This window comes from Alitiscatomonas sp. (assembly GCF_037242085.1).
Taxonomy (GTDB): domain Bacteria; phylum Bacillota; class Clostridia; order Lachnospirales; family Lachnospiraceae; genus Alitiscatomonas; species Alitiscatomonas aceti.
The window spans coordinates 1-21,624 of sequence record NZ_JAXXBR010000064.1 but is presented as its reverse complement, the minus strand read 5'-3'; the positions used below and the strand labels follow the sequence as shown (position 1 = coordinate 21,624).

The following is a 21,624-nucleotide window of genomic DNA, read 5'->3' as shown; positions in this document are numbered from 1 at the left end:
CAGAAAGGACAATATGGAGATAAAGACAACCATTATCATTCCCAATTACAACGGCCTTTCCTTCATGGAGCCGTGCTTTGAGTCCTTAAAGGAGCAGACCATCAGGGATTTCAAGGTCCTGGTGGTGGACAACGGTTCCACAGACGGCAGTGTGGAGTGGCTTAAGGAGCACCGGGTCCCGTCGATTTTCCTTAAGGAAAATACAGGGTTTTCCGGCGCAGTCAATACGGGGATCCGGGCGGCGGACACGCCCTATGTGCTTCTTTTGAACAACGATACCCGGGTGGAGCCGGGATTTGTGGCGGCCATGGAGCGGGCCATGGACCAGTCGCCGAAGATCTTTTCCGTCAGCAGCCGGATGATCCAGATGTATCATCCGGAGCTTCTGGACGATGCCGGAGACATGTACAGTATCCTGGGCTGGGCGTATCAGAGAGGTGTGGGCCGTTCTGTAAACCTTTACCAGAAGTCCTGCCGGGTCTTCAGCGCCTGTGCCGGAGCGGCCATTTACCGCCGTGCTGTGTTTGATGAGATCGGCCTCTTTGACGAGCTGCATTTTGCCTACCTGGAAGATATCGACGTGGGCTGGAGGGCAAAGCTCTACGGCTATGACAACGTTTACTGTCCGGATGCAGCAGTATATCATGTGGGCAGCGGTACCAGCGGCTCCAGATATAATTCCTTTAAGGTCCGCCTGGCGGCCAGAAACTGCATCTATTTAAATTATAAAAATATGCCGGGCTGGCAGATCCTCTTAAATGCGCCGTTCCTGCTGGCTGGAATTTTCGTGAAATATCTGTTTTTTGTGAAAAACGGATTTGGCGGGGATTATGTTTCCGGCCTGAAGGAAGGGATCCGTACCAGAAAACAATGCCGCCGGGTGCCGGGGCTTTTGAAGCGTTTCAGTGCGGAGCTTAAGGTCCAGTTTGAGATGATCTGCGGCACCGGGCTTTACGTTTACGAGTTCCTCAGACGTCAGGCAGCCAAAAGAAAATGACGTTTTTCCAAAAATCTTAGACATTCTTAAGAAATCGTTTATAGGAAATGGCTCCCCGTTCATGCTATACTGTTGATAATTGCGGGGCAGTCATGTGATTACAGGGATCGGTGAACAATATGATCAAGGATAATCAGTCGGGCCTGAACCGGCTGCATGTGGTCCTGGACGCACTGGTAACGGTGGTTTCCTACCTTTTGGCATGGTACATCGTCATCGGCAGCGGATGGGCAAGGCAGCTGGGAAAGCAGACCCTGGAGATGGAATTTTACCTGGGCGCGCTCATTGTGATCGTCCCAGGTTATCTGCTTTTATATTCATTCTTTAATCTTTACACCCCCAAACGGGTCCTGGGACGGAGAAATGAATTCGGAAAGATCTTAAAGGCCAACACCATCGGTCTTCTGATCTTCGGACTGGTGCTGTATTTTGGAAGAAAAGAGCCGCATCTGTTCAACTTTTCCCAGCGTCTGGTCGTCTATTTTTATGGGATCAATGTTCTGATGATCACTGCGGAGCGCAATGCGATCCGTATGGTGCTCCGGTCCATGCGGACCAGGGGCTATAACCAGAAGCACATCCTTCTGGTTGGATATTCCGGTGCGGCCGAGGGCTTTGTGGACCGGGTGCGGTCCAATCCCCAGTGGGGCTACAACATCCGCGGGATCCTGGATGACAACCGGGAACGGGGCAGCCAGTACGACGGCGTGAAGATCATAGGTACCATCGACGATCTGGAGTATATCCTGGAGCAGAACTCCCTGGATGAGATCGCCATTACCCTGAGCCTGGGAGAATACGAAAAGCTCAGACGGATCGTGGCCTTATGTGAAAAGGCCGGGGTCCACACGAAATTTATCCCGGATTATGGGAATATCATTCCCACGATCCCCTATATGGAAGATCTCCAGGGTCTTCCGATCATCCATATCCGCCATGTGCCCTTAAACAGCCTTCCCAATGCCATGGTGAAGCGGGCGGTGGATATTTTCGGCTCCCTGGTGGGGATCATCCTGTTTTCCCCCATCATGCTGGTGACAGCCATTGCCATCAAGCTCACGTCGCCGGGGCCCATTATTTTCTGCCAGGAACGGGTGGGGCTCCATAACCGGCCTTTTAAGATGTACAAGTTCCGTTCCATGACCGTCCAGGATCCAGGCAAGGAAAAGAGCCGCTGGACAACTCCGGGGGATTCCCGGGTAACCACAGTCGGAAAGATCATCCGGAGGACAAGCATCGATGAGACTCCCCAGTTTTTTAATATCCTTATGGGAGATATGAGCCTTGTGGGCCCCAGACCGGAACGGCCGTTTTTTGTTGAGAAATTTAAGGAGGAAATCCCCAGATACATGATCAAGCACCAGGTACGTCCCGGTCTTACGGGCTGGGCCCAGGTCAACGGATACCGGGGGGATACGTCGATCATCAAAAGGATCGAGCACGATCTCTACTATATCGAGAACTGGACCCTGGGTTTTGATTTCAAGATCATGTTTTTAACGGTATTTAAGGGATTTATCAATAAAAACGCATATTAAACGAGGACAGAAAAATGAATTATGAAGACGAATTAGAGCGCTCCCGGGCAAGAAAGAGCCGGAGGCGTGAAAGCACGGTACACGAAAGGGAGTCCAGAGGAAGTTCTGCGGATCTCTGGAGCGCCACTGCGGAGCCGGGAAGCCGGGCCAGCAGGAGCCGGGCGGCCTCCGCAGGACCGGGCCACAGCAGCCACGGAAGCCACGGCCATAACAGCCACAGGCGGCGGAAAAATTCCCAGAAGAAAAAGATCATCATCGGGGTCCTTGTGGGGATCCTGGCGCTGGTCGCCGTGATCCTGGGCGCGGCCTACGCCTATCTGGACCACCATATGGACATTGCCAACAAGAGCGACTTCGATAAGTCGGATGTGACAAACCTGGAACTTTCCCAGGAGACCAGGGACAAGATGGAGGAGGGCTTCTGGACCATCGCCATCTTCGGCGTGGATTCCAGGGACAATTCCACCGGCAAGGGAAACCAGTCGGATGTGATCATGATCGCCAACATTGACCGGAAGACCGGAGAGATCAAGCTGGTGTCCGTATACAGGGATACGTATCTGAACATCAACGATAAAAACGTTTACAATAAGATCAACGCGGCCTACGCCGAGGGCGGCCCCCAGCAGGCCATCAAGGCCATCAATAAAAACCTGGATCTGAATATCACCCAGTACGTGACCTTTAACTGGAAGGCCGTGGCCACAGGGATCAATATCCTGGGCGGCGTGGACATTGAGATCAGCAAGGCCGAGCACTACTATATCAACGCCTTCATTACAGAGACTGTAAAGGGCACCGGTATTGGTTCCGTACAGATCAAGAAGCCGGGCATGCACCATATGGACGGCGTTCAGGCCGTGGCCTACGGCCGTCTCCGTCTCATGGACAGCGACTACGCCCGTACAGAGCGTCAGCGCCTGGTGATCCAGAAGGCCTTCGAGAAGGCTGTAAAGTCAGACCTGGCTACCTTAAACAGCCTTGTGGGCAACATGGCGGCCATGTGCGAGACGAATATTGAGACCAATGACGTTCTCGCCATGGTGAAGAATGTGACCAAATACCACCTGGGCGAGACCATGGGCTTCCCGGCGGCCAGGGGAGAGGAGCGGGTGAAGATCGGAAAGAACCGTCTGGCCTGCGTGATCCCCCAGACTCTGGTGAGCAACGTGACCAGCCTCCACAGCTTCTTATTCGGCGAGGAGGACTATACGCCCTCCAGTACGGTCCAGACCATCAGCAAGAAGATCTCCGATGTCAGCGGCCTTCATAAGGCAGGCGAGGAGATCGGCCACGTGGCCACAGATAAGGGATACGTTCCCAAGCCCACCACCACGGCGGCTCCCGAGACGGAAAGCGCAGAGAGTAGCACCGCAGATGAGAGCGCAGAAAGCAGCTCAGGCTCCGAGGGAGAGACCTCTGAAGGAGAGACGCAGGAGTCCTCTGAGGGTGAATCCGGCTCCTCTGGTGAGTCTGGTATGCACGCCGGAGGCTGGGAGAGCCAGGCCACGGACAGTGAAGGAAATCCGGTGCGTCCGTCGGGTCCGGCCCATGAATCCACCGGCAGCCTTCCGGAGGAGTCCAGCCGTCCCCAGAGTCCTCTGGATGTCACAAGGCCCAGTGAAAATTATGGTCCGGGCTTTGAAAGTGAGTCTGTGACCGAGGCCACCACGGCAGGCCGCGAGCCTTCACAGCCCTCTTCTCCGGCGGGAGGAGGACCGGCCGGCGAGGCCACGGTCCAGAGCACGGAAAACAACACGTCGGTGATCATCGTATCGCCCACCAGGGGGAACGAGCCTTCCCAGGCCGCCCCGTCGTCTCCGGCGGACATGACCCTGCCCCAGGGAAACACGGGCGGGCCGTCCGGACAGTAAGATAAATATGGAAAAAGCGCTTCCCGGAGGGATCCGGGGGCGCTTTTTTTGTACCGTGGGGAATCGCCGGGGGAGGGCTTTTGGCTGACCTGGCTTTACATTTCCCCTGCTTTTCCCATTTTCTTTTTACATAAATCTTACAAACATGTTACCGGATCATGGTTTTTAAAACTCTGGATCCGTGGTAAAAATTTAGTGTACATGAGAGATGAAAAAAAGAAATGGAAATGCGAAAGCAAGAGGAGGAAAATTATTATGAAAACAAGAAAGATGATCATGTTTACAGGCGCAGCCATCATGGCAGCAGGAATGATGGCAGGATGCGGAAGCAATACAAAGGAGACCACAGCGGCCCCCACAACTGCGGCAGCCACAACAGCGGCAGAAACCACAAAGGAAACTGCGGCAGAGGCAGAAAAGACCACAGAGGCAGCAGGCGCAGAGTTATCCGGATCCATTTCCATGTCCGGCTCCACTTCTATGGAGAAGTTTGGAAACGCTCTGGCGGAGAGCTTCATGGAAAAATATCCGGATGTGACCGTTACCGTAGAGTTTACAGGATCCTCCGCCGGCGTGGAGGCAGCTCTTTCAGGAGCCAGTGACATCGGAAACTCCTCCAGAAACTTAAAGGATGAGGAAAAGAGCGCGGGCGCGGTGGAGAATATCGTAGCCATTGACGGCATTGCTGTTGCGGTGGATCCCAAGAACACCGTCACAGACCTGACAAAGGACCAGCTGATCTCCATTTATACCGGAGAAGTAAAGAACTGGAGCGACCTGGGCGGTGAGAATATGCCTATCGTTGTGGTAGGCCGTGAGGCTGGTTCCGGTACAAGAGGAGCGTTTGAAGAGATCCTGGGGATCGAGGATAAGTGCGTATACGCCAACGAGCTGGACAGCACCGGCGCTGTAATGGCAAAGGTCGCTTCCACACCGGGTGCCATCGGCTATATCTCCCTGGATGCAGTGGATGACAGTGTCATCGCCTTAAAGCTGGAGGGCGTGGCTCCGTCTGCTGAGACCATCAAATCCGGTGAGTACTTCTTAAGCCGCCCGTTCGTAATGGCGACCAAGGGTGAGATCAGCGAGCAGAATGAGCTGGTGAAAGCGCTGTTCGACTATGTATACTCCGAAGAGGGCCAGGAGCTGGCTGCCAGCGTGGGACTGATCACCGTTAAGTAAGGAAACTGAACGCAGAATCTAAGGGCCGGAGCTGCCGATGAAGCGGTTCCGGCCCGGTTTTTGAAGAAAGTTGAGAGATTATGGCTGAAAAACAAAGCTTTTCCATCAAGGGAAACCGAAAAAACAAGGCGCTGGTGGAGCATGTTGCTGAGGCTGTTTTTACGGTCTGCGCCCTTCTGGCGGTGGTGGCTGTGGCATCCATTACCGTGTATATGATCATAAACGGGACCCCGGCACTTTTTAAAGTGGGGATCAAAGAGATCCTGTTCGGCACTGTGTGGCAGCCGGCGGCCAAGGATCCGTCCTTCGGGATCCTGTACGTGATCCTGACCTCCATCGTCGGTACCACCGCTGCTGTACTGATCGGAGCCCCGGTGGGGATCCTGACGGCGGTGTTCATTGAGGAGATCGCGTCCCCGAGACTGGCGGCTATTGTGAAACCGGCAGTGGAGCTCTTAGCCGGGATCCCGTCGGTGATCTATGGACTTCTGGGTATTTATCTTTTGAATCCGATGATGTATAAGCTGGAGATCGCGCTTTTTGCCGATGCACCGGACCACCAGTTTACCGGAGGTGCAAACCTGATCTCCGCAGTCATCGTCCTGGCGGTGATGATCCTTCCTACGGTGATCAACGTGACGGTCTCTGCCCTTCATGCGGTGCCGAAGCAGCAGAAGGCCGCTTCCCTGGCTATGGGAGCCACCAGGATCCAGACCATTTTTAAGGTTCTCCTTCCCAGCGCCAGATCCGGCATTGCGGCGGCGGTGGTCCTGGGAACGGGCCGTGCCATCGGCGAGGCCATGGCCATTACCCTGGTATCGGGAAGCTCCGTGAACATGCCGCTTCCGTTCAATTCCGTCCGCTTCCTGACCACGGCCATTGTTGCGGAGATGGGATATGCTGCGGGACTCCACAGACAGGTACTGTTTACCATTGGGCTGGTGTTGTTTGTCTTCATTATGTTCATTAACATCAGTCTTACAAAGATTTTAAAAGGCAGGGAGGACTCCTGATGGAACACGCGAGCATCATGAATAAAAAGAGGCGTGTCTCGGACCAGCTTCTGGAGGCGCTGATCTATCTGTGTGCATTTCTGGCCGTGGGCCTGCTTCTGGGGATCATCGGCTATGTATTCTGGAGGGGATTCCGTACCGTGAACTGGTCATTCCTGGTGACGGAGCAGAGCCCCACCAAGGGGATCATGGGTATTGCCGGAAATATTGTGAATACCCTGTATATTGTGGTCCTGACGCTTTTAGCAGCTACGCCCATCGGCGTAGGAGGAGCCATTTATTTAAATGAATACGCAAAACCGGGAAAATTTGTTTCCCTGGTCCAGTTTACCATTGAGACTCTGACGGGGATCCCGTCCATTATCTTCGGCCTGTTTGGGAACGTGTTTTTCGGTAAGATCTTCGGCTATTCCATGCTCACCGGAGCGCTTACCCTGACCATTATGGTACTGCCCCTGATCGCCAGGAATACCCAGGAGGCCCTGCGGACCGTGCCGGACAGTTATAGGAGCGGAGCCCTGGGCATTGGAGCCACCAAGTGGTACATGATCCGGACCATCCTTCTTCCCAGCGCCATGCCTGGGATCCTGACGGGAGTGATCTTAGCCATTGGCCGTATCGTGGGAGAGTCGGCGGCTCTTCTGTTCACTGCAGGCAGCGGCTATTACCTTCCCAAGGGAGGCATGGGCCTGTTCAGAAAGCTGTTTGAATCCGGCGGTACCATGACCATTGAGCTGTATTTACAGATGGCCAAGGGAAAATACGACGTGGCCTTCGGCATTGCCTGCGTCCTTCTGGCGCTGGTACTGCTTTTGAACCTGCTGACCAAGTATCTGGCCGGACGGCTGAATGTGGAAAATAGAAAGTAAAGGGAGAAAACATGCAGGATAGTAAAATCAGCGTAAGCGGTCTCAATCTCTTTTATGGTGAGAACCACGCTTTAAAGGATATCAATATTAAGATCCGTGAAAACACGGTCATGGCCCTGATCGGGCCCTCGGGCTGCGGCAAGTCTACGTTTTTAAAATGCTTAAACCGTATGAACGATCTGGTGGACGGCGTGAAGGTGGATGGAAAGGTGCTCCTGGACGGAGAGGATATTTACGATCCCGGCGTGGACACCACGCTTTTAAGGAAGAAGGTGGGCATGGTATTCCAGCAGCCTAATCCCTTCCCAATGAGTATTTATGACAACATCGCCTATGGGCCCAGGATCCACGGGATCAAGAATAAGAGCCGCCTGGACGAGATCGTGGAGAATGCCCTGAAGGGGGCGGCCATCTTTGATGAGGTAAAGGACCGGCTGAAGGCCCCGGCCCTGGGGCTTTCCGGAGGCCAGCAGCAGAGGCTCTGCATCGCCAGGGCCCTGGCAGTGGAGCCGGAGGTGCTTTTAATGGACGAGCCCACATCCGCCCTGGATCCCATCTCCACCTTAAAGATCGAGGAGCTGATGAACGATCTGAAAAAGCGGTACACAGTGGTGGTGGTCACCCACAATATGCAGCAGGCGGCCCGCGTGTCTGATGAAACGGCGTTCTTCCTTCTGGGAGAGCTGGTGGAGGCCGACGAGACCATGAACATCTTCGGGCATCCAAAGGATAAGCGGACTGAGGATTATATTACCGGCCGGTTTGGCTGATGGGGAGGTAGCATATGTCACCAAGAAAATTATTTGAACAGGAGCTGGAGGAACTGCGCCAGGATGTGCTCCAGATGGCGGAATGGGTACAGGACGGCTATGACTGCCTGTTTGCGGCTCTGGAAAAAAAGGATGGAGACCAGATGCGGAGGTACGTCCGTCATGACCGGACCATTGAAGATATGCAGAGGAACATCGAGTCCCAGTGCCTGAGCCTGCTTACCAGGCAGACGCCGGTGGCCAGGGATCTTCGTACAGTTTCCGCAGCCCTTAAGGTGGTGACGGATCTGGAGCGGATCGGCAATCATCTGTCGGATATGGCGGAGCTGTTTGTCCGCATGGACCTGCCGGAGCTTTCCAGATATTCGTCTGCCTTTCCGGATATGGTCCGGGAGACCAGGACCCTCATTGGGAAGGCCGCCAGAGCGTTTGTGGAGCGGAATATGGCCATGGGACAGGAGGCCATTGATGCCGACGATGGTATTGACGATTTCTTTAACCGGATCAAGGAGGACCTGGTAAAGGAACTGAAAAAGGACGGAAGTGATGCCGACGGCTGTGTAGATGCCCTGATGACCGCCAAATATCTGGAAAAGATCGGAGATCATGGAGTCAACATCGGCCAGTGGGAGATCTTCCAGGAAACCGGGGAGATCGACGAGATCCGGCTTTTATAGGAATGACATTTTATATAGAGAAACCGGTCAGTCCAGGGGGTGTGACAGATCCCTCCAGACTGGCCGGTATTCTTTTGGAAGGCCGGGCCGCTGCCCCGCCCTGGAAGCCATATGCCCGGAGCGTGGCCGGGATGGCGTCTTTCCGGCCGGACGGTTACAGATCTGCCATCCGGTGCTTCAAAAGGGGAAGCTGTTCCCGCACCTGCTCCACCTCATCCAGATCGATGGAGGTGATCTGCATTCCTTCTTCTGCCTCCATCTGGTTTAAAACAGTCCCCCAGGGAGAGACAGCGATGGAATGGCCCCAGGAGTGGTAGGAAGCGTCCATATCCCTGGCAGGAGCTGTGCCGAAGGTAAAGACCTGGTTGTCCACAGCCCTGGAACGGAATAAAATCTCCCAGTGGGCCGGGCCTGTGGTCATATTAAAGGCTGCCGGGACCAGGATCACCTGTGCCCCGTCCAGCACCATGCGCCTGGCCAGCTCGGGGAAACGGAAATCATAGCAGATGCAGAGCCCCATGGGGCCGAATTCTGTTTCGAAGACCGTAGACTTATCCCCGGCAGTGAGCGTATCGGATTCCTTGAAGCGCTGTCCGCCCTTTACGTCGATATCGAATAGGTGGACCTTGCGGTGCTTTGCGATCTGGCGTCCCTCCCGGTCGAAGACATAGGCCGTATTATAGACATTTCCGTTTTCGTCGGATTCTGGGACGGACCCGGCGGACAGATAGACCTGGTACCGCTCAGCCAGCCCGGAAAGGGTCTGCCAGGAGGGGCCGCCGCCGGGCTCTGCGTAGACGGGGAAATTTGGTGTTTCATAGGGGCAGGAAAACATCTCCGGCAGGCAGATCATGTCTGCGCCGGCATCCTTTGCCTGGCAGAACAGACCGTCAAGGAGAGAAAGGTTGGTTTCTTTTTGGGCATACACCCGGGTCTGGAGCTGGGCAACAGTCAGAAGTTTCATGGATATTCCTCCGTTTAAATGTATGATAGATCCAGTATACCCCCTTTTATTGGAGTTGTCTATAATCCGGGAAACACTTGCAAGATCAAAAAAAATGTGGTAATATTCCCCTTGCACATACAGATGTATCATGCAGACGCACAAAAACAGCAAAATCGGATAAAGAGGACCATACCATGGAAAAAAGCAAGTATTATGTCGTGCGGGACAAGGCTCTGCCGGAGGTGCTCCAGAAGGTGGCCGAGGCGAAACAGCTTCTGGATAAGAACCGGTCCATGACCGTCCAGGAGGCCACAGAGCGCCTGGGCTTAAGCCGCAGCTCTTTTTATAAATATAAAGATGACATCGCTCCCTTTTCGGACAATACCCGGGGGAAGACGGTGACCCTGGTGATCCAGATGGAGGATGAGCCTGGGCTTTTATCGGATCTGCTCCATGTGGTTTCCGACTATCGGGCCAATATCCTAACGATCCATCAGACCATTCCGGTCAATGGCATAGCCACTGTGACCCTGAGCGTGGAGGTACGGGATAATACCGGCGATATGTCCGGGCTGGTGGAGGAGATCGAAAATATGACGGGAATTCAGAACATCAAGATACTGGGAGTAGAAAGATAGATGAAAGCAGCGATCATGGGATTCGGGACCGTAGGTTCCGGCGTTTATGAGGTATTGGACAGAAACAGAGAGACAGTAAGAAAAAAGGCCGGGGAACCCATAGAGATAAAATACATCCTGAACCGGAGGGACCTGCCCGGCAGCCCGGTGGAAGATCTGGTGGTCCATGAGATCGGGACGATCCTGGAGGATCCCGAAACGGGGCTTGTGGTGGAGACCATGGGAGGCACGTCTCCAGCCTATGAATACGTGAAATGCTGTCTCCAGGCGGGAAAGCATGTGGTCACCTCCAATAAAAACCTGGTGGCGGCCCATGGGACGGAGCTTCTGGCCATTGCCAGAGAAAAGCGGGTCAGCTTCCTTTTTGAAGCCAGCGTAGGCGGCGGGATCCCCATTATCCGCACCATCAACGAGAGCCTGGCGGGAGATGTGGTGGAGGAGATCTCCGGGATCTTAAACGGTACCACCAACTATATCCTGACAAAGATGTACGAGGAGGGCTGGGGATTTGACGAGGCCCTTAAGATGGCCCAGGAGCTGGGATATGCAGAGCGGAATCCGGAGGCGGATATCGAGGGATACGATACCTGCCGGAAGATCGCCATCCTGACAGCGGCGGCCTCCGGCCAGGAGGTGGATTATGAGCAGATCCCCACGGAGGGGATCACGAAGCTGACGGACGTGGATTTCAGCTATGCCGCCAGACTGGGCGCTTCCATTAAGCTGTTTGGTACCAGCATATGCAGGGACGGCAGGTATTACCTGGAGGTGGCACCGGTATTCATCAATGCCAGAAATCCCCTGTATTCTGTCAGCGGCGTGTTCAACGGGATCCTTTTAAACAGCAATATGCTGGGAGAGTCCATGTATTACGGCAGCGGAGCCGGAAAGCTTCCCACTGCCAGCGCTGTTGTGGGAGACATGATCGCAGCGGTGCAGCTGAAGGACCGTCCGGCGGCCCTGGGCTGGACCGGGCAGCGGCTGGAGGTGCTTCCGGTCCGTCAGCTTCCCTGGAAATATTTTGCCAGGTTTGAGGGCAGCAGGGAAGAAAAGAAAACGCTGACAGAGGAGCTGTTTGGAAAGGTGCGCTGGCTGGAGCTGGCGGGGCTGGATGAGTTTGCCATTCTCACCGGCCCCATGACCGGCGAGGAGTTTGACCGGGCGGCCGGGCAGCTTGGCGGTCTGCGCCGGGCGATCCGGGCCCAGGTATAGGAGGAGAGACAATGGAGCATCTGATCTGGATCCTCAGGGAGGGCAGGATCCCCTGCCTCTTCCATGAGCTTACAGGCTTTTATTGTCCGGGCTGCGGAGGCACCAGAGCCGTTCTGGCCCTGCTGGCCGGCCATCCGGTCTTAAGCTTCCTGTACCATCCCCTGGTGCCCTACTGCGCCCTGGTGGCCCTGGTCTTTGCGGTTTCCTATGCCATATACTGGAAAACAAAAGATCCCAGGTTCCGGCTGTACTTAAGCGATGCTTATGTACATGTGGGACTTGGGATCATTGTCGTTAATTTTCTTGTAAAAAACTATCTGCTGGCCGCAAAGGGCATCGATATCCTGGAACAGCTGCCGGGCTGGTAGGCAGCAGGAGCCCGTCCGGATGCCTGGAGCCTCTCCGGGCCTACACCGTCGGCAGAGACTGGCCCTGCTGCTGCAGCTGCTGTTCCAGCTGTTCCATGAACTCATTGATCAGAGCCGCATTGGCCGGATCCTTTACCAGGCTGGAAAGAGCCATAAAGTAGACGAACTCGCCGATCCCTAACACCACGGCGATGACACCTAAGACGATGCCAAAGATGGCGGTGGCGTAAAAGGGCTGCCCCCGTTTGGAGATGATGGCAAAGCAGACGGCCCCCACGCCCAGGATGATGGCCAGGGGAAAGGCAAAGCAGCAGAGGCAGAGGATCCCGAAGATCCCGCAGATCATGGAGACAGTGGCATAGCCGTTTCTGGGCCTGGGCTGGTCCTGCCTCATGGGATCCGGCGCTCCAGGACCGCCGGGGTACTGGTTCTGGCCGCCCGGCCCCTGTGTCCACCGTCCCTGGTTTCCGTTATTATAATCTGACATAAGATTTCCTCCGTGTGGTATATTCCCGGAAGGAGCTTCCGGGATCGTCAGTCACCATTTTATCATGAACAGTTCCTGTTGTCCATATGGGATCCGGTCCCGGCCGCCTGCGCCGGACCGGATATTTTAAGTTGCACATCTCCTGCCTTTGAATTATAATAGTCCTTGAGCCCTGTCTGGGAAAAACAGCAGGCAGAGACTGTGATCATTAGGAGAGACAACATGGATATCATTGCATCACTGACCAGTGAACTGAACGTGGGCCGCGGACAGGTGGAAGCGGCCGTAAAGCTCATAGATGAAGGAAATACCATCCCGTTCATCGCCAGATACCGGAAGGAGGCCACCGGCTCCTTAAACGATGAGGTATTAAGGACCCTGGATGAACGGCTGCGATATCTCAGGGGACTGGAGGAAAAGAAGGCCCAGGTGATGGCCTCCATTGCCGATCAGGGAAAGCTGACCGGAGAGTTAAAAAAGAAGATCGGGGAAGCCCGGACCATGGTGGCGGTGGACGACCTTTACCTGCCCTACCGTCCCAAGAGAAAGACACGGGCCAGCATGGCCAGGGAACGGGGACTGGAGCCCCTGGCAGACTGGATCGCCTCCCAGAACGCAGGAACCTATCTGGAGGACGCGGCAAAGCCCTATGTTTCAGAGGAAAAGGGCGTGGATTCCGTAAAGACGGCCATTGCCGGGGCAAAGGATATCCTGGCCGAGCGGATCGCTGAGGATGCGGGATACCGCACCTGGGTCCGGGAGATCACCATGAACGAGGGAAGGATCGCTTCCGAGGTCCGCGGCGAGGAGGATCCGGAGTCCGTATACGAAAAATACTTTCACCACGAGGAACCGGCAAAGAGCTGTCCCGGCCACCGTGTCCTGGCCTTAAACCGGGGGGAAAAGGAGAAGATCCTGACGGTGAAGGTGGAAGCACCGGAGGAAAAGATCCTCCAGTATCTGGAGGCCCATGTGATCACCGGGAAGGATCCGGTGACGTCTCCGGTCCTTAAAGAGGTGGTAAAGGACAGCTATGGCCGCCTTATGGCTCCGGCCATCGAGCGGGAGATCCGGAACGCTGTCACAGAAAAGGCAGAAAACGGAGCGTTCCAGGTGTTTAAAAAGACTTTGAACCAGCTTCTTATGGAGCCCCCCATCAGCGGCCAGGTGGTCCTGGGCTGGGATCCGGCTTTCCGTACCGGCTGCAAGCTGGCGGTGGTGGATCCCACCGGAAAGGTGCTGGATACGGTGGTCATCTATCCGACGGCGCCCCAGAATAAGGTGGAGCAGGCGAAGAAGGTCTTAAAGGATCTGATCGGAAAATATCACGTCACACTGATCTCTCTGGGAAATGGAACGGCGTCCCGGGAGTCGGAGCAGATCATCGCGGACTTTTTAAAGGAGATCCCCGAGGATGTGCGCTATGTGATCGTAAACGAGGCAGGGGCGTCGGTATATTCGGCCAGTAAGCTGGCCACAGAGGAGTTTCCCGGCTTTGATGTGGGACAGAGGAGCGCCGTTTCCATTGCCAGAAGGCTCCAGGACCCGCTGGCAGAGCTGGTGAAGATCGACCCCAAGTCCATCGGCGTCGGCCAGTACCAGCACGATCTGAACCAGAAGCGCCTGGATGAGGTGCTGGGCTCTGTGGTGGAGGATTGTGTAAACCGGGTGGGAGTGGACTTAAATACTGCGTCCGTATCCCTGCTGGAGCACATTTCCGGCATATCCAGGACCATTGCAAAAAATATTGTGGCCTACCGGGAGGAAAACGGGGCCTTTACTGATCGGAAGCAGCTTTTAAAGGTTCCGAAGCTGGGGCCCAAGGCTTTTGAGCAGTGCGCCGGGTTCATGCGTATCTCGGGCGGCGCGGATCCTCTGGACGCCACCTCGGTCCATCCCGAGAGCTACCGGGCGGCCAGGGAGCTTCTGGAGCGTCTGGGCCTGGAGCTGGATCCCGCAGGCTTTAAGGGAATGGCCGGTTTAGGGAGAAAGGTAAAGGACCGGAAGTCCATGGCAGAGGCACTGGGGATCGGTGAGATCACCCTGGACGATATTATTTCTGAGCTGGAGAAGCCGGCCCGGGATCCCAGAGAGGAGATGCCAAGGCCCATCCTGCGGACCGATGTGCTGGATATGAAGGACTTAAAGCCCGGCATGGTCTTGAAGGGAACGGTCCGGAACATCACAGATTTTGGAGCCTTTGTGGATATCGGCGTCCATCAGGACGGCCTTGTACATATATCTGAAATGTCAGAAAAATTCATCCGTCACCCCCTGGATGCCGTCAGCATCGGGGACATCGTGGACGTGAAGGTCCTGGATGTGAATATGGCGAAGCGGCGGATCGCCCTCAGCATGAAGCTTTAATAACCTAAGGCTATAAACAATTATGGAATGGAGGAAGCAGAAATGAAGTACAATTTTGATGAGATCATCGACCGGTCCGGAACTTCCGCAACAAAGATGGAGAGCCTTCCCAAGGGCTGTCCGGACGACGCCCTGCCGTTATGGGTGGCCGACATGGATTTTGCCTGCGCAGAGCCCATTTTAAAAGCCCTGCATGAGAGGATCGACAAAAAGATCTTCGGCTACACCATGTATGACACCGACGAGTGCCTGGGCGCAGTCCTGAACTGGTATAAAAAACGCTACGGCTGGGAAGAGCAGAAGGAGAACCTGTTTTTCTGCGGCGGCATCGTATCCGCTTACGCCGTGCTCTTAAACCTTCTGACAAAGGAAGGCGAGGGCGTGGTGATCCAGCGTCCCATTTATTATCCATTTACCATGAAGGCCAACAGCAATGGCCGTCAGATCGTGGACAGCCCGCTGATCTACGCAGACGGGAACTATACCATCGATTTTGACGATCTGGATAAAAAGATGGCGGAGCCCAACAATAAGGTACTGGTATTCTGCAGCCCCCACAACCCGGCCGGCCGCGTATGGACCGAGGCGGAGATCCGGAAGGTCGTGGATATCTGTAAAAAATACGATAAATGGATCATCTGCGACGAGATCCACTGCGACCTCTTACGCTGCGGCATGACCTTCCATCCGATCCTTAAGGTAGCGCCTGATTACGCTGACCGGATCGCTGTCTGCACTGCGCCCAGCAAGACCTTTAACCTGGCGGGAATGAAGACGTCCAATATCGTGATCCATAATAAAGAGCTCCAGGCTGCCTGGAAGGAGCTGATCGGAGGCAAGCTCTCCATGAACGGCGCAGGAACCCTGGGCCTCACTGCCATGATCGCCGCCTACAACGAGGGCGAGGAGTGGCTGGAGCAGTTAAAGGAATATCTGGACGGCAACTTTGCCTATATCGACGCCTTCCTGAAAGAACACCTTCCCAAGGCTCATATGGTTCCGTCGGAGGGAACGTATCTGGCATGGATCGACTTCAACGGATATGTGGACGGCGATGCGGAGAAGTTAGAGGAGATCATGCAGAAAAAGGCCAGGGTGGCTCTGGATGAGGGCTATATCTTCGGCGATGCCGGAAGAGGCTTTGAGCGGATCAATATCGCTACGCCCAGAAGCGTGGTGGAGGACTGCATGGACCGGATCCTCAAGGCGTTTAAAGAAGAAAAGTTAGTATAAAGGAATCCTGCAACATGAAAATCAGTGTAACAATGACTGCCAGGGACCTGTTCCAGTTTTCCCTGTATAATTCTTACAGTGGATTTTCCGGGGCGTTCAACGTGATCTTTACGTTGGGCGCCCTGGCGATCCTTGCGGTCACCTGGAACTGGGAGACCATCAATGTGTATCAGAGGATCCTTCTGGTATTCTGTGCCCTGATCTTTACGGTGGTGCAGCCTCTGATGCTGGACCGGAAGGCGAAGCAGCAGGCCGGGGCCATCGGTTTTTCCGCGCCCTTAAACCTGACCCTGGGAGACGAAAAGATCGACGTGGAAAAGGCCGGGATGACCGGAGAGCTTTTCTGGAACCAGGTATGGAAGGTAGTCCGCATTAAGAGCATGTACATCATCAAAACAGGCCCTGTCCACGGCTATCTGATCCCCAACCGCTCCATTGAGGGACGGGAGCAGGAGCTGGTGGAGATACTTAAAAAGAATCTGCCGGAATCCAAACGGAAAGGACTGAGACCATGATCGCAACGAGCTTTGGGCCGGAGGATACGTATGCCCTGGGAAAACGCCTGGGAGAGGCGGCGAAGGCCGGGGACGTATTCTGCTTAAACGGTGATCTGGGCGTGGGAAAGACAGTATTTACCCAGGGCTTTGCCTGCGGACTGGGGATCACAGAGCCGGTGAACAGCCCTACCTTTACCATTGTCCAGGAGTATGACGGAGGACGGCTCCCACTGTATCATTTTGACGTATACCGCATCGGCGATGTCAGCGAAATGGACGAGGTGGGCTATGAGGACTATTTTTATGGAGGCGGGGTCACGCTCATCGAGTGGTCCAGCCTGATCAGCGAGATCCTTCCGCCCCATGTGACAGAGGTGACCATTGAAAAGGACCTGTCCCAGGGCTTTGATTACAGAAAGATCACGGTGGAGGAGACATAAATGCGGATTTTAGGGATCGAAAGCTCGTCCCTGGTGGCCTCTGTGGCCATCGTGGAGGACGATATCACCATGGCGGAGTTTACCGCCGATTTTAAGAAGACTCATTCCCAGACCCTGCTTCCCATGATCGACGACATGGTAAAGCTTCTGGGGATCGAGCTGTCCACAGTGGACGCCATTGCGGTTTCCGGCGGCCCGGGTTCCTTTACGGGCTTAAGGATCGGTTCAGCCACGGCCAAGGGGCTGGGGCTGGCTCTTGATAAGCCGCTGATCCATGTGCCGACCCTGGACGCCACAGCCTACAACCTGTACGGGGCCGACGCTCTGATCTGCCCTATCATGGATGCCAGGAGAAACCAGGTCTATACGGGGGTCTACCGGTTCCGGGAAGAATTTGAGATCCTCCGGGAACAGGACGCCATGGACATGGGAGAGCTTCTGGAGGTGTTAAACGGCCTGGGAGAGCCGGTGATCTTCCTGGGAGACGGAGTGCCTGTTTTTAAAGGCCAGATCAGGGAAAGGCTCACAGTTCCGTTTTCCTTTGCTCCGGCCCATGTGAACCGCCAGAGAGCCGCCGCCGTAGCGGCCCTGGGCGCCCGTTATTTTGCGGAAGGGAAAATGGAAAGCTCCGATGACCACAGGCCGGACTATCTGAGAAAATCCCAGGCGGAGCGGGAGAGAGAAGAGAGAGAAGCAAAGGAAGGCGGACGGTAGTTATGGAAAACATCGTCCCTTTCCTGGTGCGTGCCATGACAGAAAGCGATGTGGCGGCAGTCCGGCAGCTGGAGACTGCCAGTTTTTCGGATCCATGGACAGAAAGGCTCCTCCTGGAGACGCTCCAGTGTCCCTATGATGAATCCTGGGTCCTCACTGGAAGCCGGGGAGAGGTCTGCGGTTATATAAACCTGCGGTTCCTGGGAGATGAAGGAGAGCTTATGAGGATCGCCGTGGCCCCGGGTCTCCGGGGGCAGGGGCTTTCCCGGAGGCTCATGGACCGGATGGTAAGCTCTGCCCGGGAAAAGGGCGCGCGGGATCTGACCCTGGAGGTGCGGTCCGGCAATGAAACGGCTATAAACCTGTATAAAGCCTATGGTTTTAAAAGAGAGGCTGTGCGCAGGGGATATTATCGGGATCCGAAAGAGGACGCCTGGATCATGTGGCTCCGTTCCCTGCCAGGAACTCCCTCTTAAATTCCGGATTTTTTCCGCTATAATGTAGGGGTATCCGGGCCGTAAGCCGGCCGCGGAGGAGATTACAGGAAGCGGAAAGGTGAGGATTACATGAGAAAGTACGGGAAAACAGGGAAGCTGGAGACAGTGATCTGCAATATGTGCGGAAAAAAGATCGTCGTTAAAGATGGGATCGTCCGGGAAGGGGCGGCTGCGTTCGACCACGCGTGGGATTATTTTTCAGAAAAAGACGGAGAGGTCCATCATTTCGATCTGTGCGAATCGTGCTACGATGAGCTGGTGGGCGGGTTCCGGATCCCGGTGGACGTGGAGGAGCAGACAGAGCTTCTTTAGAAAATATGCAGGAATGTACAGGAGGGCGCAGGTAAAATCATATTTTTACCGCGCCCTCTCTTGCGTCCCTGCGGCGGTTTGTGATATGATTCGTAAGAGCATATAAGGACTGAAAGAAACTGGTTTAGGAAATGAGGAATTTAGAATGTTAGATATCTGTTTACTGGGAACAGGCGGCATGCAGCCGCTCCCCTACCGCTGGCTCACCTCTATGATGGCCCGCTGCGACGGCAGCAATCTGCTGATCGACTGCGGCGAGGGGACACAGGTGGCCCTGAAGGAGAAGGGATGGAGCCCCAAGCCGGTGGACGTGATCTGCTTTACCCACTATCATGCGGATCATATCAGCGGTCTGCCGGGATTCCTTCTGACCATGGGAAATGCCGAGCGGGTGGAGCCGGTGCTTCTGGCCGGCCCCAGAGGCCTGGAGCGGGTCGTGGGAGCCTTAAGGACCATTGCGCCGGAGCTTCCGTTCCCTTTGGTGTTCCGGGAGCTGTCGGAGCCCAGGGAGCAGTTCCAGGCAGGCCCCTTTGTGATCGATGCCTTTAAGGTGAACCACAATGTGGCCTGCTACGGATACAGGATCTCCATTCCCAGAAAGGGCCGTTTTGATGTGGAACGGGCAAAGGCACAGGGGATCCCCCAGAAGATGTGGAGCCGGCTCCAGAAGGGGGAGACCCTGGAGCATGAAGGGCGGATTTTGACGCCGGATATGGTCCTGGGAGAGACCAGGAGGGGCCTTTCCGTTACATATTCCACGGATACCAGGCCGGTGCCGGTGATCGCGGAATACGCAAAGGACAACGATCTGTTTATCTGCGAGGGCATGTACGGAGAAAAGGAGAAGGCGGCTAAGGCCAGGGAATATAAGCATATGACGTTCCAGGAGGCGGCAAGGCTGGGCCGGGAGGCTGCGCCCAGGGAGATGTGGCTGACCCATTACAGCCCGTCCCTGATCAGGCCGGAGGACTATCTGGAGGAGATCCGGGAGATCTTCCCAAGGATCAAAACAGCCCGGGACGGCTGGTCCATGGAACTGGGCTTTGACGAAGAGTAAAGCCGGAAAGAGGTTTTGAAACAATCATGAAGATACGTAAAACGGATGAAGATGTATATATTCTTGCCATAGAGAGCTCCTGCGATGAGACGGCGGCGGCTGTGGTGAAGAACGGCAGGGAAGTCCTGTCCAATGTGATCTCCTCCCAGATCGCCCTCCATACCCTGTACGGAGGCGTGGTGCCGGAGATCGCATCCAGAAAGCATATTGAAAAGATCAACCAGGTGATCCGGGAGGCCTTAAAGGAGGCGTCCATGACCCTGGAGGAGATGACGGCCATTGCTGTGACCTATGGCCCCGGTCTTGTGGGCGCTCTTCTGGTGGGAGTGGCAGAGGCCAAGGCCATCGCCTACGCGGCGAAAAAGCCTCTGGTGGGCGTCCACCATATCGAAGGCCACGTTTCGGCCAATTTTATCGAGCATCCGGATCTGGAGCCTCCCTTTGTGTGTCTGATCGTCTCCGGCGGACACACCCATCTGGTGATCGTGAAGGATTACGGGGAATTTGAGATCATTGGCCGCACCATGGACGATGCGGCGGGAGAGGCCTTTGATAAGGTGGCCCGCGCCGTGGGACTGGGATATCCCGGCGGTCCTAAGGTGGACAAGGCGGCAAAGGAAGGAAATCCCCATGCCATGGAATTCCCCAGGGCAAAGGTTGGTGGATCTGCCTATGACTTCAGCTTCAGCGGCATGAAATCCGCTGTCTTGAACTACATCAACCAGGCCCAGATGAAGGGAGAGGAGATCTGCGTGCCGGATCTGGCTGCCTCGTTCCAGAATGCGGTGGTGGATGTGCTGGTGTCCCGGGCTGTGGCGGCGTCGAAGGAATACGGCTATGATAAGCTGGCCATTGCCGGCGGAGTGGCCTCTAATTCTGCCCTGAGGGCAGGAATGAAGGCAGCCTGTGAAAAAGAGGGGATCCGGTTTTATTACCCATCCCCGATCTTTTGTACAGATAATGCGGCAATGATCGGCGCTGCCGGTTATTATGAATATATCAATGGCGCCAGAGCCGGGTGGGATCTCAATGCGGTCCCCAATTTAAAGCTGGGAGAGCGGTAGGCGCTGCCTGAAGGGAGAAACTATGACGGGAGAAAAGGGAGAGCGGACTGCGGCTGTGGTCCTGGCGGCTGGCCAGGGGAAGCGGATGCAGTCCGGCGTGGCGAAGCAGTACCTTCTTCTGAAGGGGAAGCCTGTGATCTGGTATTCCCTGGAGGCCTTTGAAAAAAGTCCGGTGGATGAGGTGATCCTGGTAACCGGAAAAGAGGAAACAGACTGGGTACGGGAACATATTGTGGACCGGTATGGATTTAAAAAAGTCAGGGCAGTGGTAGCCGGAGGCGCAGAACGGTATCATTCTGTTTGCCGGGGATTGTCCGCCCTGGACGGACAGGATCAGAGACCAGATCTGGTCCTGATCCATGACGGAGCCAGGCCCCTGATCTCGGAAGAGGTGATCCGGAGGACCATAGAGGCGGCCCGGGAGTACGGGGCCTGCGTGGCAGCCGTTCCGGTGAAGGATACGGTGAAGGTCGCCGACGGGGATCAGTTTGCAGAAACGACCCTGGACCGGAGCCTGTTATGGCAGATCCAGACGCCCCAGGCGTTCCGGTACGGTCTGGTGAAGGGGGCCTATGACAGTCTTATGGCAGATCCGGCTCTCCAGAAGGGGATCACCGACGATGCCATGGTGGTAGAGCGCACGACCAATGAGAAGGTGAAACTGGTCATGGGAGACTACCGGAATATCAAGGTGACAACACCGGAGGATATGACTGTGGCAGTAGCTTTTTTGGATGATCTGAAAAAGATGTAAAAAAAAGTAAAAAAAGTTTTGAAAAGCGCTTGACAAAAACGCAAGTATCGTATAGAATGTAAAAGCACGTTTGAGAGAGCGCTTTGGAGAGATATCGAAGTGGTCATAACGAGGCGGT

At 55.1% G+C, this 21,624-nt stretch carries 23 protein-coding genes; 21 read left to right on the top strand and 2 right to left on the bottom strand.

The window, feature by feature from the left end:
* Positions 1 to 13: 13 nt before the first annotated feature.
* The 8 genes from WIH05_RS05305 (at position 14) to phoU (ending at position 8,920) form a co-directional block, all read left to right on the top strand.
* Positions 14 to 997, top strand: a complete 984-nt coding sequence (locus WIH05_RS05305) for a glycosyltransferase family 2 protein (RefSeq protein WP_022273910.1) — start codon at positions 14 to 16, stop codon at positions 995 to 997.
* A gap of 119 nt (positions 998 to 1,116) precedes the next feature.
* A complete protein-coding gene (locus tag WIH05_RS05300) occupies positions 1,117 to 2,535 on the top strand; it encodes an undecaprenyl-phosphate glucose phosphotransferase (RefSeq protein WP_337425068.1) in 1,419 nt (472 codons plus the stop codon).
* 14 nt (positions 2,536 to 2,549) lie between these two features.
* Positions 2,550 to 4,409 carry an LCP family protein gene (locus WIH05_RS05295; RefSeq protein ID WP_022273913.1) on the top strand — a complete coding sequence of 620 codons (1,860 nt, stop codon included), beginning with the start codon at positions 2,550 to 2,552 and terminating at the stop codon, positions 4,407 to 4,409.
* A 255-nt stretch (positions 4,410 to 4,664) separates the two neighbouring features.
* A complete protein-coding gene (locus WIH05_RS05290; protein ID WP_022273914.1) occupies positions 4,665 to 5,591 on the top strand; it encodes a phosphate ABC transporter substrate-binding protein in 927 nt (308 codons plus the stop codon).
* Between the two features lie 80 nt (positions 5,592 to 5,671).
* Positions 5,672 to 6,604: a phosphate ABC transporter permease subunit PstC gene (gene pstC, locus WIH05_RS05285; RefSeq protein WP_158360182.1), complete on the top strand. Its 933-nt coding sequence runs from the start codon at positions 5,672 to 5,674 to the stop codon at positions 6,602 to 6,604.
* The gene (gene pstA, locus WIH05_RS05280) at positions 6,604 to 7,473 is read left to right on the top strand and encodes a phosphate ABC transporter permease PstA (RefSeq protein WP_022273916.1); all 870 of its coding nucleotides are present in this window, start codon (positions 6,604 to 6,606) and stop codon (positions 7,471 to 7,473) included. Before pstC ends, pstA begins: the two co-directional genes overlap by 1 nt.
* An 11-nt stretch (positions 7,474 to 7,484) precedes the next feature.
* A complete protein-coding gene (gene pstB, locus WIH05_RS05275) occupies positions 7,485 to 8,243 on the top strand; it encodes a phosphate ABC transporter ATP-binding protein PstB (protein WP_022273917.1) in 759 nt (252 codons plus the stop codon).
* Positions 8,244 to 8,257: 14 nt separating this feature from the next.
* Entirely contained in the window at positions 8,258 to 8,920 is a 663-nt protein-coding gene (gene phoU, locus WIH05_RS05270) for a phosphate signaling complex protein PhoU (protein WP_022273918.1), read from the top strand.
* 154 nt (positions 8,921 to 9,074) lie between these two features.
* Here phoU and WIH05_RS05265 read toward each other — a convergent pair whose 3' ends face one another.
* Entirely contained in the window at positions 9,075 to 9,884 is an 810-nt protein-coding gene (locus WIH05_RS05265; protein ID WP_022273919.1) for a carbon-nitrogen hydrolase family protein, read from the bottom strand.
* A gap of 176 nt (positions 9,885 to 10,060) precedes the next feature.
* On the opposite strand from WIH05_RS05265, the gene WIH05_RS05260 reads away from it, so the two are divergent.
* From WIH05_RS05260 to WIH05_RS05250, 3 genes are read left to right on the top strand one after another with little or no spacing between them, the layout of a single operon-like run.
* Positions 10,061 to 10,504, top strand: coding sequence for an ACT domain-containing protein (locus tag WIH05_RS05260; protein WP_022273920.1), 444 nt, complete (start codon positions 10,061 to 10,063; stop codon positions 10,502 to 10,504).
* Positions 10,505 to 11,716, top strand: coding sequence for a homoserine dehydrogenase (locus WIH05_RS05255; protein ID WP_215654707.1), 1,212 nt, complete (start codon positions 10,505 to 10,507; stop codon positions 11,714 to 11,716).
* Positions 11,717 to 11,727: 11 nt separating this feature from the next.
* Complete coding sequence (locus WIH05_RS05250) at positions 11,728 to 12,084, top strand: DUF2752 domain-containing protein (protein WP_022273922.1); 357 nt, start codon at positions 11,728 to 11,730, stop codon at positions 12,082 to 12,084.
* A 40-nt stretch (positions 12,085 to 12,124) separates the two neighbouring features.
* On the opposite strand, the gene WIH05_RS05245 is transcribed toward WIH05_RS05250, so the two are convergent.
* Entirely contained in the window at positions 12,125 to 12,571 is a 447-nt protein-coding gene (locus WIH05_RS05245; RefSeq protein ID WP_022273923.1) for a DUF4190 domain-containing protein, read from the bottom strand.
* Between the two features lie 222 nt (positions 12,572 to 12,793).
* Here WIH05_RS05245 and WIH05_RS05240 point away from each other — a divergent pair, with 222 nt between their 5' ends.
* The 10 genes from WIH05_RS05240 (at position 12,794) to ispD (ending at position 21,506) form a co-directional block, all read left to right on the top strand.
* Positions 12,794 to 14,938: a Tex family protein gene (locus tag WIH05_RS05240; protein ID WP_022273924.1), complete on the top strand. Its 2,145-nt coding sequence runs from the start codon at positions 12,794 to 12,796 to the stop codon at positions 14,936 to 14,938.
* A 42-nt stretch (positions 14,939 to 14,980) separates the two neighbouring features.
* Complete coding sequence (locus tag WIH05_RS05235) at positions 14,981 to 16,171, top strand: MalY/PatB family protein (RefSeq protein WP_022273925.1); 1,191 nt, start codon at positions 14,981 to 14,983, stop codon at positions 16,169 to 16,171.
* 14 nt (positions 16,172 to 16,185) lie between these two features.
* Complete coding sequence (locus WIH05_RS05230; RefSeq protein WP_022273926.1) at positions 16,186 to 16,686, top strand: YcxB family protein; 501 nt, start codon at positions 16,186 to 16,188, stop codon at positions 16,684 to 16,686.
* Positions 16,683 to 17,108: a tRNA (adenosine(37)-N6)-threonylcarbamoyltransferase complex ATPase subunit type 1 TsaE gene (tsaE, locus tag WIH05_RS05225; RefSeq protein WP_022273927.1), complete on the top strand. Its 426-nt coding sequence runs from the start codon at positions 16,683 to 16,685 to the stop codon at positions 17,106 to 17,108. Before WIH05_RS05230 ends, tsaE begins: the two co-directional genes overlap by 4 nt.
* A complete protein-coding gene (gene tsaB / locus WIH05_RS05220; RefSeq protein ID WP_022273928.1) occupies positions 17,109 to 17,822 on the top strand; it encodes a tRNA (adenosine(37)-N6)-threonylcarbamoyltransferase complex dimerization subunit type 1 TsaB in 714 nt (237 codons plus the stop codon).
* Positions 17,823 to 17,824: 2 nt separating this feature from the next.
* Positions 17,825 to 18,298 carry a ribosomal protein S18-alanine N-acetyltransferase gene (rimI, locus tag WIH05_RS05215; protein WP_022273929.1) on the top strand — a complete coding sequence of 158 codons (474 nt, stop codon included), beginning with the start codon at positions 17,825 to 17,827 and terminating at the stop codon, positions 18,296 to 18,298.
* A 90-nt stretch (positions 18,299 to 18,388) separates the two neighbouring features.
* Positions 18,389 to 18,631 (top strand): hypothetical protein, encoded by a 243-nt coding sequence (locus tag WIH05_RS05210; RefSeq protein WP_022273930.1) that lies wholly within the window; start codon positions 18,389 to 18,391, stop codon positions 18,629 to 18,631.
* A 145-nt stretch (positions 18,632 to 18,776) separates the two neighbouring features.
* Positions 18,777 to 19,688, top strand: coding sequence for a ribonuclease Z (locus tag WIH05_RS05205; protein ID WP_022273931.1), 912 nt, complete (start codon positions 18,777 to 18,779; stop codon positions 19,686 to 19,688).
* Positions 19,689 to 19,714: 26 nt separating this feature from the next.
* On the top strand, positions 19,715 to 20,752 hold the full coding sequence (gene tsaD / locus WIH05_RS05200; protein ID WP_022273932.1) for a tRNA (adenosine(37)-N6)-threonylcarbamoyltransferase complex transferase subunit TsaD: 1,038 nt from the start codon (positions 19,715 to 19,717) through the stop codon (positions 20,750 to 20,752).
* 22 nt (positions 20,753 to 20,774) lie between these two features.
* Positions 20,775 to 21,506, top strand: coding sequence for a 2-C-methyl-D-erythritol 4-phosphate cytidylyltransferase (gene ispD, locus WIH05_RS05195; RefSeq protein WP_022273933.1), 732 nt, complete (start codon positions 20,775 to 20,777; stop codon positions 21,504 to 21,506).
* Positions 21,507 to 21,624 lie beyond the last annotated feature (118 nt).